The sequence below is a fragment of the Paracoccus acridae genome (genome assembly GCF_014642735.1).
GTDB lineage: Bacteria > Pseudomonadota > Alphaproteobacteria > Rhodobacterales > Rhodobacteraceae > Paracoccus > Paracoccus acridae.
Window position 1 is genome coordinate 55,228 of record NZ_BMIV01000004.1, and the last position, 14,465, is coordinate 69,692.

18 protein-coding genes are annotated in these 14,465 nt (G+C 67.5%); 6 read left to right on the forward strand and 12 right to left on the reverse strand.

Annotated elements, in window-relative coordinates; genetic code table 11:
• The first annotated feature begins 18 nt into the window (after positions 1-18).
• Positions 19-177, forward strand: a complete 159-nt coding sequence (locus IEX25_RS07475; protein ID WP_188714659.1) for a hypothetical protein — start codon at positions 19-21, stop codon at positions 175-177.
• A 57-nt stretch (positions 178-234) separates the two neighbouring features.
• Here IEX25_RS07475 and IEX25_RS07480 read toward each other — a convergent pair whose 3' ends face one another.
• The 4 genes from IEX25_RS07480 to IEX25_RS07495 form a co-directional block, all read right to left on the reverse strand.
• Positions 235-1,062, reverse strand: coding sequence for a metal ABC transporter permease (locus IEX25_RS07480; protein ID WP_103173684.1), 828 nt, complete (start codon positions 1,060-1,062; stop codon positions 235-237).
• The gene (locus IEX25_RS07485; protein WP_103173685.1) at positions 1,059-1,910 is read right to left on the reverse strand and encodes a metal ABC transporter permease; all 852 of its coding nucleotides are present in this window, start codon (positions 1,908-1,910) and stop codon (positions 1,059-1,061) included. Before IEX25_RS07485 ends, IEX25_RS07480 begins: the two co-directional genes overlap by 4 nt.
• Before the next feature lie 73 nt (positions 1,911-1,983).
• On the reverse strand, positions 1,984-2,829 hold the full coding sequence (locus IEX25_RS07490) for a manganese/iron ABC transporter ATP-binding protein (protein ID WP_188714660.1): 846 nt from the start codon (positions 2,827-2,829) through the stop codon (positions 1,984-1,986).
• On the reverse strand, positions 2,822-3,697 hold the full coding sequence (locus IEX25_RS07495; protein ID WP_103173687.1) for a metal ABC transporter substrate-binding protein: 876 nt from the start codon (positions 3,695-3,697) through the stop codon (positions 2,822-2,824). The genes IEX25_RS07490 and IEX25_RS07495 overlap by 8 nt, the downstream gene beginning before the upstream one ends.
• An 84-nt stretch (positions 3,698-3,781) precedes the next feature.
• On the opposite strand from IEX25_RS07495, the gene IEX25_RS07500 reads away from it, so the two are divergent.
• Both IEX25_RS07500 and IEX25_RS07505 read left to right on the forward strand, forming a co-directional pair.
• Positions 3,782-4,201 carry a Fur family transcriptional regulator gene (locus tag IEX25_RS07500; RefSeq protein WP_103173688.1) on the forward strand — a complete coding sequence of 140 codons (420 nt, stop codon included), beginning with the start codon at positions 3,782-3,784 and terminating at the stop codon, positions 4,199-4,201.
• A 7-nt stretch (positions 4,202-4,208) separates the two neighbouring features.
• Positions 4,209-4,565: a YigZ family protein gene (locus tag IEX25_RS07505; protein WP_103173720.1), complete on the forward strand. Its 357-nt coding sequence runs from the start codon at positions 4,209-4,211 to the stop codon at positions 4,563-4,565.
• Here IEX25_RS07505 and IEX25_RS07510 read toward each other — a convergent pair.
• The 6 genes from IEX25_RS07510 to IEX25_RS07535 form a co-directional block, all read right to left on the reverse strand.
• Positions 4,562-5,581 (reverse strand): LLM class flavin-dependent oxidoreductase, encoded by a 1,020-nt coding sequence (locus IEX25_RS07510; protein WP_103173689.1) that lies wholly within the window; start codon positions 5,579-5,581, stop codon positions 4,562-4,564. The genes IEX25_RS07505 and IEX25_RS07510 overlap by 4 nt on opposite strands.
• 100 nt (positions 5,582-5,681) lie before the next feature.
• Positions 5,682-6,554: a lysophospholipid acyltransferase family protein gene (locus tag IEX25_RS07515; protein WP_103173690.1), complete on the reverse strand. Its 873-nt coding sequence runs from the start codon at positions 6,552-6,554 to the stop codon at positions 5,682-5,684.
• Positions 6,551-7,435, reverse strand: coding sequence for a DMT family transporter (locus IEX25_RS07520; RefSeq protein ID WP_229665094.1), 885 nt, complete (start codon positions 7,433-7,435; stop codon positions 6,551-6,553). The genes IEX25_RS07515 and IEX25_RS07520 overlap by 4 nt, the downstream gene beginning before the upstream one ends.
• Positions 7,436-7,439: 4 nt before the next feature.
• Positions 7,440-8,381 (reverse strand): site-specific tyrosine recombinase XerD, encoded by a 942-nt coding sequence (locus tag IEX25_RS07525; protein WP_103173691.1) that lies wholly within the window; start codon positions 8,379-8,381, stop codon positions 7,440-7,442.
• Positions 8,378-9,835 carry a hypothetical protein gene (locus IEX25_RS07530; RefSeq protein WP_229665095.1) on the reverse strand — a complete coding sequence of 486 codons (1,458 nt, stop codon included), beginning with the start codon at positions 9,833-9,835 and terminating at the stop codon, positions 8,378-8,380. The genes IEX25_RS07525 and IEX25_RS07530 overlap by 4 nt, the downstream gene beginning before the upstream one ends.
• Positions 9,832-9,999 (reverse strand): hypothetical protein, encoded by a 168-nt coding sequence (locus IEX25_RS07535; RefSeq protein WP_158248004.1) that lies wholly within the window; start codon positions 9,997-9,999, stop codon positions 9,832-9,834. Before IEX25_RS07535 ends, IEX25_RS07530 begins: the two co-directional genes overlap by 4 nt.
• A 94-nt stretch (positions 10,000-10,093) precedes the next feature.
• On the opposite strand from IEX25_RS07535, the gene IEX25_RS07540 reads away from it, so the two are divergent.
• The gene (locus tag IEX25_RS07540; RefSeq protein ID WP_256388131.1) at positions 10,094-10,675 is read left to right on the forward strand and encodes a shikimate kinase; all 582 of its coding nucleotides are present in this window, start codon (positions 10,094-10,096) and stop codon (positions 10,673-10,675) included.
• Entirely contained in the window at positions 10,672-11,781 is a 1,110-nt protein-coding gene (gene aroB, locus IEX25_RS07545) for a 3-dehydroquinate synthase (RefSeq protein ID WP_103173693.1), read from the forward strand. Before IEX25_RS07540 ends, aroB begins: the two co-directional genes overlap by 4 nt.
• Before the next feature lie 21 nt (positions 11,782-11,802).
• Here aroB and ssb read toward each other — a convergent pair whose 3' ends face one another.
• Complete coding sequence (gene ssb / locus IEX25_RS07550) at positions 11,803-12,291, reverse strand: single-stranded DNA-binding protein (RefSeq protein ID WP_103173694.1); 489 nt, start codon at positions 12,289-12,291, stop codon at positions 11,803-11,805.
• A gap of 168 nt (positions 12,292-12,459) precedes the next feature.
• Here ssb and IEX25_RS07555 point away from each other — a divergent pair, with 168 nt between their 5' ends.
• Positions 12,460-13,089 carry a lytic transglycosylase domain-containing protein gene (locus IEX25_RS07555; protein WP_103173695.1) on the forward strand — a complete coding sequence of 210 codons (630 nt, stop codon included), beginning with the start codon at positions 12,460-12,462 and terminating at the stop codon, positions 13,087-13,089.
• A 77-nt stretch (positions 13,090-13,166) separates the two neighbouring features.
• Here the strand turns inward: IEX25_RS07555 and IEX25_RS07560 are convergent, their stop codons facing one another.
• Entirely contained in the window at positions 13,167-14,456 is a 1,290-nt protein-coding gene (locus IEX25_RS07560) for a homoserine dehydrogenase (protein WP_103173696.1), read from the reverse strand.
• Positions 14,457-14,465 lie beyond the last annotated feature (9 nt).

Consider the following 14,465-nt stretch of genomic DNA (forward strand, 5'->3'; position numbering starts at 1 on the left):
AAAACGCAGGAGGACGCTATGGCCGAGAAGGAAAACCCCGACGCCGTTCCCCCCGGCACCCCCGGCGCGGGCGAGAACATCTGCCGCAAATGCGAAGGCAGCGGACGGATCGAGGGCAAGGAATGCCCAGAATGCGGCGGCACCGGCAAGGTCACGACCGGCATCGGCGGGGGCTGAGCAGGGTTGGCGGCCCGCCGATCAGGCGCTTCCTGGGGCGAAGCGCAGACCGTCTTCCTAGGCCGCGGGCCTGCGACGGACGGTCAACTGGCGCCAGAAGAAGACCAGGGTGAACAGCGCGGTCATGACCACCACGATGGTCGGGGCAGGCGCGCTGTCCAGCCAGAAACTGATCCAGATGCCTGCCAGGCTGCATCCTGCGCCGATGACCACCGACAGGACCAGCATCGCCTGCAGGCGACGGGTCAGCAGGAAGGCAATGGCCCCCGGCGCGATCAGCAGCGCCACCGACAGGATGATGCCCACCGCCGACAGCATCGCCACCACCACGGCCGAGATCATCGCCAGCATCCCGTAATGCAGCCAGCCAACGGCCAGCCCGGCCACCCGCGCCTGAACCGGATCGAAGACCAGCAGCGCGAAATCGCGCCATTTCAGCACCAGGACCAACCCCACCACGGCCGAGATCGAGCCGGCCGACAGGAAGTCGTCCGGCCCGACCCCCAGGATGTTGCCGAACAGGATATGATCCAGATGAACGTCGGTCGGGAATTGGGTATAGATCACCAGCCCAAGCCCGAACATCCCGGCCATCACCACGCCAAGCGTCGTGTCGGGCTTGATGCGGCTGTTGGCATCCAGCCAGCCCGCCGACAGCGCACAGATCATCCCCGCCACGAAGGCCCCGATCAGCAGGGGGATGCCCGCCAGATAGGCCAGCACGATCCCCGGCAGCACCGCATGGCTGATCCCGTCGCCCATCAGCGCCCATCCGCGCAGGACCAGAAAGCAACTGAGAAGGGCCGCGGGGATGCTGACCATGACGGCGATCAGCATGGCCTCGACCATGAAGGGGAAGGCGAAGGGCGCCGTCAGCCAGGTCATCGGGTAACCTTTCGGATGCGGCGGCGGCTGGCAAGCAGGCCGTGGCGGGGGGCGAAAATGAAGGCCGCAAGGAAGATCAGGGTTTGCAGCACGACGATGATGCCGCCCGTCGCGCCGTCCAGGAAGAAGCTGACATAGGCGCCGATGGCCGAGGTCAGCGTGCCGATCGCCACCGACAGCGCGATCAGGCGCGGAAAGCGGTCGGTCAGCAGATAGGCCGTGGCGCCCGGCGTCACGACCATGGCGATGACCAGGAAGGCGCCGACGGTCTGCATGGCGGCGACCGTCGATCCGGCCAGCAGCGTGAAGAACAGCACCCGAAGCCGCCCCGGATGCAGCCCGATGGTGCGCGCATGGCTTTCGTCGAAGAAGACCACCATCAGGTCGCGCCACTTCGCCAGCAGGATCACCAGGGATACTCCGCCGATGACCGCCAGTTGCAGCGTGTCGGCGGGCGTGATCGCCAGGATGTTGCCCATGGTGATCGCCTGAAGATCGACCGAGACCGGATTCAGAGAGATCATGAACAGCCCGATCCCGAAGAAGCCGGTGAAGATCAGGCCGATGATGGCGTCCTCCTTCAATCCCGTGCGGCTGTTCAGGAACAGCATGGTCAGCGCGGCCAAGCCACCCGAAAGGAAGGCGCCAAGGGCGAAGGGCAGGCCCAGCATGTATGCGCCCGCGACGCCAGGCACGATGGAATGGGACAAGGCGTCGCCGATCAGACTCCACCCTTTCAGCATCAGGTAGGCGGACAGGAAGGCGCAGACCCCGCCGACCAGGGCCGAAACCCAGATGGCGTTCGCCATGTAGCCGTAGGTGAAGGGGATCAGCAGGGCATCCCACATCAGGCGTCGCCAGCGGGGGTTTCACACCCCCGCACCCCCGTGGGATATTTTTGCCAGAATGAAAGGGCGCGGGTCATTCGTCCTTCTTTCGCGCGCGTTGGTCATAGAACACCAGCGGCCGTTCGTCGTCGGTGAACACGTCCACGCTGCGCCGGTCGGCGTCGTCGTGCAGCGCCGCGCCCCCCAGGACGAAGTGGCGCAAGACGCCGCCGAAGGCATGGCGCAGGTTTTCGGGGGTGAAGGTCGTCTCGGTCGGGCCGCTGGCAAGGACGGTGCCCTTCACCATCACCACCCGGTCGCAATATTCCGGCACCGAGCCGAGATCGTGGGTCGAGACCAGCATCACCCGCCCTTCCTCGCGCATGGCCTTGAGCAGGGCGATGATCGCCTCCTCGGTCTTGACGTCCACGCCGGTGAAGGGTTCGTCCAGCAGGATCACCCGCGCCTCTTGCGCGATGGCGCGGGCCAGGAAGACGCGTTTCTTCTGGCCGCCGGACAGTTCGCCGATCTGGCGCCGGCGGAAATCGGTCATGCCGACGCGGGCCAGGGCCGCGTCCACCGCCTGCCGGTCGATGGGGCGGGCGCGGCGGAAAAAGCCCATATGGCCGTATCGGCCCATCATCACGACGTCTTCCACCAGGACGGGAAAGGTCCAGTCCACCTCCTCGGCCTGGGGGACATAGGCCACGAGGTTTCTTGCCAAGGCCTGTTCGACGGTGCCGCCCATGATGCGGACCTGGCCCGAACTGTGCGGAAGAAGGCCCATCAGCGCCTTGAACAGCGTTGATTTTCCCGCGCCGTTGACGCCGACAAGGGCGGTGACGGACCCTTGTGGCACGGTGAAGCTGGCGTCGCGCAGCGCAGTGACGCCGTTGGAATAGGCAACGGTCAGGTTCCGGACCTCGATCCCGTCATTCATTCCGCAGACCATCCACGATGGTTTCCGATGTCACGCGCAGCAGGTCCAGATAGGTGGGGACGGGGCCGCTAGCCTCGGACAGGCTGTCCACGTAAAGGACGCCGCCATAGATCGCCCCGGTTTCGGATGCGACGCGGCGGGCAGGGCGGTCGGAGACGGTGGATTCCGAAAAGATCACACGGACATCGTTTTCGCGCATCACGTCGATGACATGGCGCACCTGCTGGGGCGTGCCCTGCGCGTCCGCATTGATCGGCCACAGGTAGAGTTCCCGCAGGCCGAAGTCGCGGGCGAGATAGGAGAACGCGCCCTCGGAGGTGACCAGCCAGCGGCGGTCCTGGGGCAGGGCGCGGGCGGCATCGCGCAGGGGGGCGATGGTGTCGGTGATCCGCGCCTTGTAGGCTTCGGCATTCGCGCGATAGGCCGCGGCGTTGTCGGGATCGGCGCCCGCCATCGCGGCGGCAATGTTGTCCACATAGATCAGCGCGCTGTCCAAAGCCATCCAGGCATGGGGATTGGGCTTGCCGTCGTAATCGCCGCCCGTGATCGACATCGGTTCGACGCCGTCGCTGACGACCGCGACGGGGATATCGCCCATCTGGTCGATGAACTGCTGGAACCAGCTTTCCAGGTTCAGCCCGTTCGCCAGGACCAGATCGGCATCGGACGTGCGGATCAGATCGCCCGAGGTGGGCTGATAGTTGTGAATCTCAGCCCCCGGCTTGGTGATCGATTCCACGTCCGCCGCATCGCCTGCGACATTGCGGGCCATGTCCGCGATGATGGTGAAGGTGGTGGCGACCTTCATCCGCTCGGCATGGGCGGGAAGGGCGGCCAGGGCAAAGGCGAGAACAAGGAATGACTTCATGATGCAGTTATGTGCGAGTGATTCTCATCTGTCAATAGTTGAGAACTAGTTGCAACTGAACGCGGGATGCGGCATGAAGGTTCCATGGAAAGCCGTGCCTTACAGTTGGAACAGGCCCTGCGCCGGGCGGGGGTGCGGGTGACGCGGCAGCGCGCGGCCCTTTTGCGGGTGATCGCGGGCAGCGAGGATCATCCCGATGCCGCCGAACTGCATCGCCGGGCCGAGGCCGCGGGGGCCGGGGTGTCGCTGGCGACCGTTTACCGCACATTGACCACGTTGCAGACCCAGGGGGTCATCGAGAAGCTGGAATTCCAGGGCGAACCGGCCCGGTGGGAGGCTGCGGACCAGCGGCACCACGACCACATGATCGACGTGGACACGGGCGAGGTGGTCGAGTTCACCAATGACCGCATCGAACGGTTGCAGGCCGAGGTCGCGGCCGAGATGGGATACGAGATCGTCCATCACCGGCTGGAACTCTATGTGCGGCGGCGGGGCGCCTGAACCGCGGATGCAGGTCTTCGACAAGATCATCTCGGACCGAGGATCGCGCTATGCCGTGGCGGGCGGGCCTGCCGCGACGCGGGCCGAGGCCCAGGCCCTGCTGGCCGAACTGAAGCGCAACAAGCGGTTCGCCAAGGCCACCCACAACAGCTGGGCCGCGATCCTGGCCGATGGGCCGGTCAAGGACGACGATGGGGAAGCGGGCGCGGGCGCGCTGATCCTGCAGATGCTGGAACGCGCCGAATTGCGGGACCATGTGGTCATCGTGACCCGCTGGTTTGGCGGCAAGCAACTGGGCGGCGACCGCTTCCGCCATGTGGCGGATGCGGTCAGGCATTACCTGCGGGAAACCGGCCTGGGCTAGCGCCAGCCAAGCGCCGGGGCCACATGGCGCAGGATGCTGTCCAGGACATGGACGTTGTAATCGACGCCCAGCATGTTCGGGACCGTCAGCAGCAGGGTATCGGCCTCGGCAATGGCCTCGTCCTCCCGCAACTGGTCGATCAGGCGATCCGGTTCGTCGGCATAGCTGCGCCCGAAGACGGCGCGATAGTTGTCGATATTGCCGATCTGGTCGCTGTCCTTGCCGCCGCGCCCGAAGAAGCGGCGGTCCATGTCGCTGACCAGGGCGAAGATCGACCGGCTGACGGATACGCGCGGGGCACGGTCATGGCCCGCAGCCGCCCATGCCTCGCGATAGGTGCGGATCTGGCGGGCTTGCTGGACGTGGAACGGCTCGCCTGTCTCATCGACCTTGAGGGTCGAGCTTTGCAGGTACATCCCCATCTGTGCCGCCCATTCCGCCGTCGCGTTGGAGGCCGAGCCCCACCAGATGCGGTCGCGCAGCCCCGGCGAATGCGGCTCCAGCCGAAGAAGGCCGGGCGGGTTCGGGAACATCGGGCGGGGGTTCGGGCGGGCGAAGCCCTTGCCTTCAAGCTGCTGCAGGAAAACCTCGGTATGGCGGCGGGCCATGTCCTGATCGCTCTCGCCCTCGGCCGGCTGATATCCGAAGTATCGCCAGCCGTCGATCACCTGTTCCGGGCTGCCCCGGCTGATGCCAAGCTGCAGGCGTCCGCCGGAAATCAGGTCGGCCGCGCCCGCGTCCTCGACCATGTAGAGCGGGTTTTCATAGCGCATGTCGATCACGCCGGTGCCGATCTCGATCCGCCTGGTCCTTGCGCCGACGGCGGCCAGCAGCGGGAAGGGCGAGGCAAGCTGGCGGGCGAAGTGATGGACGCGGAAATAGGCGCCGTCCGCGCCCAGTTCCTCGGCAGCGATGGCCAGGTCTATGGATTGCAGCAGCACGTCCTGGGCCGTGCGGACCTGTGATCCGGGTTCGGGCGACCAGTGGCCGAAGGACAGAAAGCCGATCTTCTTCATGCTGTTCCCTTTGCTGCGTCATGCGCGTTGCAAGGGGACATAGGGGCTTGCCGCACCGTCAGGCAAGGATCACGGGCGCGCAGGGCCTGTGCGCCCGTGCCTATTTCCAGCGGCGATGGACCCAGAACCACTGGTCCATGTGCTGGCGGACAAGCATTTCCAGGTCGTCGTTCAGCGCCTGCATCATTGCCGCCGGTTCGCCATGTTCGACGGGTTCGCCCACATGGACGCGAAAGCGCAGCCCGTCGGGGCAGCGGATGCCGTGGACCGGGATCAGCAGCGCGTCATAGCGCAGCGCGAGTTCGGCAGGCGTCAGCACGGTCCGGCTGGGCAGGTCGAAGAAGCGCAGCTCGGGCGCGTGCCGGTCATACTGGTCAAAGCCCAGGGCCAGCCAGCCGCCGCCCTTCAGGAAGCGCAGCATGGCCGTCAGGCCCGACCGCCCGCGCGGGAACAGCGGCTCGGCGATGGCGCTGATCGCGGGGATGTAGTGGCGGTTGAACGCCTCGTTGTTCATGGGCCGGTAGAGCGCGCCGACCGGCCAGCCGCGACCGGCAAGCGCGGTGCGCATGGCGTCGTAATTGCCGAAATGCGCGCAGGCGATGATAACGGGGCGGTGCGCCTCGAAGGCTGCTTCAAGCGCGGGCAGGCCGGGGCCTTCCAGGGGATCGGAGTCGCGGATGCGGCTGGTGAACTCCTCGCCCGAATAGATTTCGGCCACGGAACGGCCCGCGTTGTTGGGGACGGCGCGGGTCAGGGCCTTCACCTCCTCGGCCGTCAGGTCGGGTCGGGCCAGAGACAGGTTTTCGCGGATCCGCCGCCGCCATCCGGCCAGCGGGCCAAGGACATGCGCGAACAGCCAGCCCACGGCAGGGATGCGCCTGTCATAGGGCAGCAGCCGGGCAAGCCCGATCACCGACAGGAAGGCCGCGTTCGCGATGCGGTCGGACAGGGGCGGGGTGTCGGGATGGCTCATGGGGTCCTTCGCGCCAAGCTTGCCTCTCGGGACCAGACATAAAGGCCTGCCGCCACGATGATCGTGGCCCCGGTCACGGTCCAGCCATCGGGCAACTGCCCGAACAACAGCCAGCCCCACAAGCCCGCCCAGACCAGCCCGGTATAGCCGAAGGGGGCCAGCACCCCGGCCTCGGCCGTGGCGAAGGCGCGGACCAGCAGATACTGGCTGAGCGTGCCGAAGACCCCCAGCAGCGCGAATGCCCACAGGTCGGAGGCCGCGATCGGCTGCCAGACGAAGGGCACGACAAGCGATGTCAGGACGCTGCCCACGACCGCCGACCACATCACCGAGGTGGCGACCGAATCCGTCCGCGCCATCCGCGTCAAAAGCGCGCCCGTGGCATAGGTGAAGGCCCCGGCCAGGGGCAGCAGGGCGGCGGGCTGGAAGACCCCCAGGCCGGGCCGGATGATGATCAGCGCGCCGACAAGGGCTGCGGCGATGCCCGCAAGCCGGCGGGGGCCGATCTTCTCGCCCAGGAACAGGGCCGCGCCTAGGGTGATCAGGACCGGGTTCAGGTCCATGATCGCCGTCGCCTCGGCCAGGCCGATGACCTGGAGCGAACTGAAGAACAGCGCGACGGACGCAAGCTGCATCAGGGCGCGGGCGAATTGCAGGCCGGGCCTGCGGGTGCGCATCACCGTGGGCATCGCGCCCCGGAAGATGACGGCGAAGATCGCCAGGTTGCCGATGAAGCGTGCCCAGACGACCTGCGCGGGGTGATAGGCCTGGGTCAGGTGCTTGGCCGTCGCGTCCATCAGGGTGAAACCCAGGATCGCGGCCAGCATCAGGGCGATCCCGGTGGCCTGGACATTGGCGGGCTGGCGCAGGGCAAGTGTCACGGGTCTAGGTCTTTCGGGCCAGGGGATGATGGGTCAGGACCAGATCGCGCATCCTTTCGTCAAGGACATGCGTATAGATCTCGGTCGTGCCCAGGTCGGCATGGCCCAGAAGGGTCTGGATGGAACGCAGGTCGGCGCCGCCTTGCAGCAGATGCGTGGCGAAGGCGTGACGGATCACATGCGGCGTCACGCGGGCGGGCGAAACGCCCGCATGCACGGCCATGTCGTTCAGAAGCCGCCCGAAGGTCTGGCGCGGCATGTGGCCCGCCGCGCCGGGGGCGGGAAACAGCCAGCGCGCGCCCTTGCCGGCGACAAGGCGGCCAAGCGCGCTGTCCCGGGGGGCGTCGTCGCGGATCGCCAGCCAGGCCGACAGCGCCCGGCGGGCCGGGGGCGTCAGCGGGACCATGCGTTCCTTGTCGCCCTTGCCCCGGATCAGCAGAACGCGCGGATCGCCCCGGCAGGCGGCCACCGGCAGGGCCACGAGTTCGCTGACCCGCATCCCCGTGGCATAGAGAAGCTCCATCAGGCAAAGGTTGCGGGCGCGTTCGGCATCCGTCCGCCCGATCAGGGGCGCCGCCGCCAGCAGGGCGTCGATCTCGTCGCGATCAAGGGTCTTGGGCAGGCGCTTGGCCCGGCCCGGTCCGCTGATGCGGATGGCGGGGTCGTCGTCGCGCCAGCCTTCCTCAAGCGCGAAGCGGGTGAACTGCCGGATGGATGACAGCCGCCGCGCCCGTGTGGCGCGCGACAGGCCCTGCGCGTCGCAATGGGCCAGGTAATCCTCGACCCGTTCGCGGGTCAGATCCGCCAAGGCCAGCCTGCGCGCGGCCAGCCAGTCCGACAGGTCGCGCAGGTCGCGGCCATAGGCCAGGACCGTGTTGCGCGCCGATCCCGATTCGGCGGCCTTGGCGTCCAGAAAGGCGGATATGGCGCGGTGATCGGCGATCATGGGTTCTGCCGCATCACCGGCAACAGCGACAGCTGCGCGGCCGCCAAATCGGCCTCGGCCGCCAGTCCCAGGGCGCGCAGGGTGGCAAGGCCACGGCCCGCGCGGGGCAGATCCCCGTCCAGGCCCGCGTCGATATCGGCCATGGCAGCCAGAAGCGCCTCTCCCTTCTGGGTGGCGGGGGGCTGGACCGGGTCGGCCTTCAGCGCGGGATCCAGGACCAGCGGCACCGGCACGGGCAGCCCCTGCCACTGGCGCAGCCAAGTGGCAACCTGCGCGGCCCGACCCTCGCCCCCTTCGGGCAGGCCAGCGGCGATCATCGCGGCCATCACATCGGTCATGCCCGCCTGCTTGAACTGGTCGAATGCCGAGGGCAATGCGGAGGAAAGATCGCCGCTGGCCAAGGCGGCCTCCAAGGTGCGCATGGCGCCCGCGCGTTCCCAGACGCCGCCCGAAGCCGCAGGGCTTTGTTCGGTATAAAGCGCGCGCAGGGTGGCGGGGGCGATGGCGCCCGCGCGGGCCAGGCGTTCGGCCGCATCCAGCCGGGCCTTCCAGCCGTTGTTCGGGCGCAGGTCGGAATGGGCAAAGGCGATGGGCAACGACGATGTGGGCAGCGGCTGGCCGATCGCCTCGTGAATGCGGAAATCCAGGGGCGTCATGCGATCCGGCGTGGCAAGCGTCTCGCCGCTGTCCACATAGGCGTCGTCCAGGAAATGCGTCAGAAGCACCGCCTGTTGCTGGTCCAGCAGGCCCAGCGTTTCCGCGCCGTGCAGGCTGATCGCGGCGGCCGCCCAATCGCCGGTCTGGGCCAGGCAGAAGATCCGGGCCGCAAAGCTGGGCGCGATGCCGGGCGTGGTGTTCATGATCTCGCAGGCGCGCGCCTCGTCCCCTTCCAGCAGGGCGATGTCGAACAGGCGGCGGAAGATTTCCGGGTTGCTGGGACCGGCGGCGGTCAGAAGCGCCTGCGCACGGTCCAGCGCGCCCCCATCCAGCAACCGGTCGGCGCGGGCCAGAAACAGTGTCCCCTGCGGCGCGTCCGACCCTGCGGGAGGGGCGAGTTGCGTGGTCAGCACCCGATCCAGAAGCGCGTTCATCGCCGGAAGGCGTGCGGGCGTGCGCAGGATCAGACCGGCCAGCGTCGCAGCGTCGCTGCCCTGCCACAGATCGGCGGGAAGTCCCGCCTTGCGCGGCGTCCTGAGGCCCACGCTGTCGGGATTTCCGATCCCGAGCCGCGTGACCTGGACCGAGCCGACCTCGCCCGTCGTGGCGACGGGCTTGGGTCCGGGCGCGCCGGGAACGCCGGGGGGCGGCGCGTCGCCCGGACGCCAGGCCGAGCTTTCGCGGTCCGGCCCGCGCACGCTGCCCGACAGCCAGTCGCTTGCCGAAAGCGGCGTCTGGGCCTGCGCGGAACAGGCAAGGCCAAGCATCATGGCCAGGGGCAGCAGGCGCCTGCTCACTCGGGTTCAGCCTCGGTTGCGGGGGCGGCCGGGGCCGAGGGGGCGGCGCCGATGGGGCTGCGGACCTCGGACCGGACCGGCTGCATGTCGCCGAAATAGGCGTAACCGGCCAGGCCGATCACCGCAGCCAGAATTAGCACCACCAGAACCTTGAGCAGCCGCATCGAATTTCGCCTCGTTCATCGTTGTTTTTGCCTTGAACCCGGTCTTTCGCCGGTTCGTCCCGAATATATATGGCATTTTCCGAAAGATCACGCCATTCAGTCGGCCAATGAACGGGGGACGGACATGCGCCAGCGCCTGAGGCGCCATATCGTGCTGATCGGGATGATGGGGGCGGGCAAGACCGCGCTGGGGACGGAACTGGCCCGGCGCCTTCATGTCCCCTTCACCGATTCGGATGTCGAGATCGAGGCAGCCGCCGCCATGTCCATATCCGAGATCTTCGCCCGCGACGGCGAGGCCTTCTTCCGCGACCGCGAAGCCCAGGTGATCGCCCGCATCCTGCGCCAGTCGCCGCGCGTGATCTCGACCGGCGGCGGGGCCTGGATGCAGGAACGCAACCGCGCGGCCATCAAGGCTGCGGGACTGTCGGTCTGGCTGGAATGCGACTTGGACACGCTGTGGCACCGGGTGCGCCAGCGCAGCACGAGGCCCCTGCTGCAAACCGCCGACCCCAAGGGCACGCTGGCGCGCCTGCTGGCGGAACGCAATCCGACCTATGCCCTGGCGGAACTGACCTTTCCCGCCCGCCCCGCCGACAGCGTCGATGCCGCCACCACGCGGCTGCTGGACGCCATCCGCGCCGCCGATGCAGACCTGCTGATCGAGACACCATGACCCCCGAACCCGTTACCGTCCATGTGCCCTTGGGCGACCGCGCCTATGACGTCCGCATCGGCGCCGGCCTGATCGACCGCGTCGGGGCCGAGATCGCCCCCCTGCTGCGCCGCCCGCGCCTGGCCATCGTCACCGACGAAACGGTCGCGGCCCTGCATCTGCCGCGATTGCAGGGCGCGCTGACCGCCCAGGGGATCGTGTCCGAGGCCCTGGTCGTGCCCCCGGGCGAGGCCACGAAAAGCTGGCCCCACCTGACGACCTGCGTCGAATGGTTGCTGGAACAGCGGATCGAGCGGCGAGACATCGTGGTGGCCTTTGGCGGGGGCGTGATCGGCGATCTGGTGGGCTTCGCGGCCGCCATCCTGCGGCGCGGCGTCCGCTTCGTGCAGATCCCCACAACGCTTCTGGCGCAGGTGGACAGCAGCGTCGGCGGCAAGACCGGGATCAACAGCCCCCATGGCAAGAACCTGATCGGCGCCTTCCACCAGCCCTCGCTGGTGCTGGCCGATATCGCGGTGCTGGACACCCTGACCCCGCGCGATTTCCTGGCGGGCTATGGCGAGGTCGCGAAATACGGGCTGCTGGGGGACGCCGAGTTCTTCGAGTGGCTGGAAGCGAATGCCCCCCGCCTGCGCGACGATATGGCCCTGCGCCAGCATGCCGTGGCCCATTCGGTCGCCATGAAGGCCGGGATCGTGACCCGCGACGAAACGGAACAAGGCGAACGCGCCTTGCTGAACCTGGGCCATACCTTCGGCCACGCGCTCGAATCTGCCACCGGCTATTCCGCGCGGCTGCTGCATGGCGAAGGCGTGGCGATCGGCTGCGCGCTGGCCTTCGACCTGTCGGCCCGCATGGGACTGTGCAGCCAAGAGGCGCCGTCCCGCGTGCTGGCCCATCTGCGGCAGATGGGAATGCCCGCCGCGATCCGCGACATTCCGGGCGACCTGCCCGACGATGCGGCGCTGATCGCGCTGATGGGACAGGACAAGAAGGTGGTGGACGGCCGTCTGCGCTTTGTCCTGGCGCGCGGCATCGGCGAGGCTTTCGTCAGCGACGACGTTCAGCCCGATACGCTGGCGGCCGTGCTGCGGGACGCGCGCTGACCGCGCGCCCCACCTGGACGATCAGAACGGGATCTCGTCGTCATAGTCGCTGCGGCTGCCGCCGCCGCTGCCTTGGCTTCCGCCCGACGGGCCGCCCCGGTCGTAATCGTCATAACCCCCGCCGCCGCCTTGGCCACCGCCGCCCGAACCGCCACCGTCGCGGCCGTCCAGCATCTGCAACGTGCCGCTGAAGCCGCGCAGCACGACCTCGGTCGTATAGCGGTCCTGGCCCGACTGGTCCTGCCATTTGCGGGTTTCAAGCTGGCCCTCGACATAGACCTTGCTGCCCTTCTTCAGGAACCGCTCGACCACGTTGACAAGGCCTTCGGACATGATGGCGACGCTGTGCCATTCGGTCCGTTCCTTGCGTTCGCCCGTGTTGCGGTCCTTCCACTGTTCCGACGTGGCGATCCGCAGGTTGGCGACCTTGCCGCCGTTCTGGAAGGTGCGGATTTCGGGGTCGCGGCCCAGATTGCCGATCAGGATGACCTTGTTGACGCTGCCTGCCATGACGTTTTCCTGCAAATGTGTCCTTGGCGAAATGGTCTAGCGCAGCCCCTGCCGCGATGCAAATGCGCGCTTTGCCGCCATCGGCCTTCTGATCGAAAAGCCATGCTGGCGACGCGGTCCGATTTCTGTATAGTCCCATCAAAACCCACAACAACGAGGGACAGGGACATGACATTCATCCCTACCATCAAGGCGGGTCTGTGCGCGTTGCTGATCGCTGGAATCGCCGTGCCTGCCTCGGCCGAGGGGCTTCGCCTGTCGGGCAGTTCGTCGAAATCGCGGGCCGAACAGTTCGCCCGGCAGACCCGGCTGATGGATTCGCGGCTGGCGGGGCAATATCAGCAATCCGCGCGCCTGCGCCCCAATGCGCGCAGCGGCAGCGACAGTTCGGTCGATATCCAGCTTTCCGCGAACATCCCCGCCTATCGCGGCAAGCGCAGCGACTTCATCCCCCATGCGCGCGAGGCCGCCCGTCGATACGGCATCCCCGAGGATCTGTTCCTGCGCCTGGTTCAGCAGGAATCCGGCTGGAACCCAAGCGCGCGGTCGCACAAGGGGGCCACTGGCCTGGCGCAGTTGATGCCCGGAACGGCGGCCAAGCTGGGCGTCAACCCGCATGATCCGGTCCAGAACCTGCATGGCGGCGCGCGCTATCTGCGGATGATGTACAACCAGTTCGGCAATTGGCGCCTGGCGCTTGCCGCCTATAATGCCGGGCCGGGCGCGGTGCAGAAGTACAACGGCATCCCGCCTTACCGCGAAACCCGCAACTATGTGCGGATCATCGCGGGAAGCTGATTCTTCCTTGCGCAGACATTCTTGGCGGTGAATTCCCTTGCAGAGGCAAGAGGGGGCGCAAGCGCCCCCTTTTTTCGTCAGACTTCCTCGATCCGCAACTCGACCGGATCACCCGCCAGGACCCCGGTGCGGGGCAGGGCCTCGATGGCGAAGTCGATGGCTTCGGGGGTGGTCTTGTGGGTCACGACCAGGACCGGGACACTGTCCGGGCTGTGCTGGCCATATTGGCGCATCCGGTCGATGGAAATGCCCGCATCCCCCAGCACCGTCGCCACCTTGGCAAGCGCGCCCGGCTTGTCCTGCAATTCCAGGCGCAGGTAATAGGCCGCGGGAACGGCCGTCCGTGCGGGCTGCGCGGCCTTCAGGGATGCCGCAGGCTGGCCGAACACCGGCAGGCGCACGCCGCGCGCGATTTCCACGATGTCGGACAGGACGGCGCTTGCGGTCGGACCTTCACCCGCGCCTGCGCCGCGCAGCACGATCTGGCCCACGCTGTCGCCTTCGACCACGACCATGTTCGTGCCGCCCATCAGCTGCCCCAGCGGGCTGTCCGCCGGAACCAGGCAGGGCGACATGCGCTGTTCCAGCCCGCGCGGGGTCATCTGCGCCACGCCCAGAAGCTTGATCTTGTAGCCCATGTCGGCGGCGCGGCGGATGTCGTCGATGCTGACGCGTTCGATCCCCTCGATCTCGACCGCATCGAAATTGACCTGGGTGCCGAAGGCGATCGACGACAGGATCGACAGCTTGTGGCCCGCGTCGATGCCGCCCACGTCCAGCGTCGGGTCGGCCTCAAGGTATCCCAACTGGCGCGCTTCCTCGAACACCGCCTCATAGGGCAGGCCCGCGCTTTCCATCCGCGTCAGGATATAGTTGCAGGTGCCGTTCATCACGCCCATGACACGGCGGATTTCATTGCCCGCCAGCGATTCCGTCATCGCCTTGATGACCGGGATGCCGCCTGCCACCGCCGCCTCGAAGCGCAGGGTGCGGCCCAGCCCCTCGGCCAGTTCGGCAAGCGCCTGGCCGTGGACGGCCAGCAGCGCCTTGTTGGCCGTCACGACGTCCTTGCCCGAACGCAGCGCCGCCTCGATGCTGTCCTTGGCAATGCCGCTGTCGCCGCCCACCAGTTCGATGAACACATCGACATCATCCGCGGTGGCGACCGCCATGGCATTGTCTTCCCAGCGATAGGCCGACAGGTCGGCATCGCGGTTCTTCATCTTGTCCCGCGCGCAGATGGCGGTGATCGACACGGGGCGGCCGGTGCGGCGCGCCAGAAGATCGGCGTGTTTCTGGACGATCTTGACGACACCGATCCCGACGGTGCCAAGCCCGGCGATACCCAGGCGGAGGGAGGACGACATGAAGGCCTC

Coding starts and splice junctions, on each gene's coding strand:
- IEX25_RS07555 (WP_103173695.1), top strand. CDS start 12,460: ATGACATTCATCCCTACCATCAAGGCGGGTCTGTGCGCGTTGCTGATC.
- IEX25_RS07515 (WP_103173690.1), bottom strand. CDS start 6,554: ATGAGCCATCCCGACACCCCGCCCCTGTCCGACCGCATCGCGAACGCG.
- IEX25_RS07500 (WP_103173688.1), top strand. CDS start 3,782: ATGGAAAGCCGTGCCTTACAGTTGGAACAGGCCCTGCGCCGGGCGGGG.
- IEX25_RS07475 (WP_188714659.1), top strand. CDS start 19: ATGGCCGAGAAGGAAAACCCCGACGCCGTTCCCCCCGGCACCCCCGGC.
- ssb (WP_103173694.1), bottom strand. CDS start 12,291: ATGGCAGGCAGCGTCAACAAGGTCATCCTGATCGGCAATCTGGGCCGC.
- IEX25_RS07480 (WP_103173684.1), bottom strand. CDS start 1,062: ATGACCTGGCTGACGGCGCCCTTCGCCTTCCCCTTCATGGTCGAGGCC.
- IEX25_RS07495 (WP_103173687.1), bottom strand. CDS start 3,697: ATGAAGTCATTCCTTGTTCTCGCCTTTGCCCTGGCCGCCCTTCCCGCC.
- IEX25_RS07560 (WP_103173696.1), bottom strand. CDS start 14,456: ATGTCGTCCTCCCTCCGCCTGGGTATCGCCGGGCTTGGCACCGTCGGG.
- IEX25_RS07490 (WP_188714660.1), bottom strand. CDS start 2,829: ATGAATGACGGGATCGAGGTCCGGAACCTGACCGTTGCCTATTCCAAC.
- IEX25_RS07505 (WP_103173720.1), top strand. CDS start 4,209: ATGCAGGTCTTCGACAAGATCATCTCGGACCGAGGATCGCGCTATGCC.
- IEX25_RS07510 (WP_103173689.1), bottom strand. CDS start 5,581: ATGAAGAAGATCGGCTTTCTGTCCTTCGGCCACTGGTCGCCCGAACCC.
- IEX25_RS07535 (WP_158248004.1), bottom strand. CDS start 9,999: ATGCGGCTGCTCAAGGTTCTGGTGGTGCTAATTCTGGCTGCGGTGATC.
- aroB (WP_103173693.1), top strand. CDS start 10,672: ATGACCCCCGAACCCGTTACCGTCCATGTGCCCTTGGGCGACCGCGCC.
- IEX25_RS07525 (WP_103173691.1), bottom strand. CDS start 8,381: ATGATCGCCGATCACCGCGCCATATCCGCCTTTCTGGACGCCAAGGCC.
- IEX25_RS07485 (WP_103173685.1), bottom strand. CDS start 1,910: ATGTGGGATGCCCTGCTGATCCCCTTCACCTACGGCTACATGGCGAAC.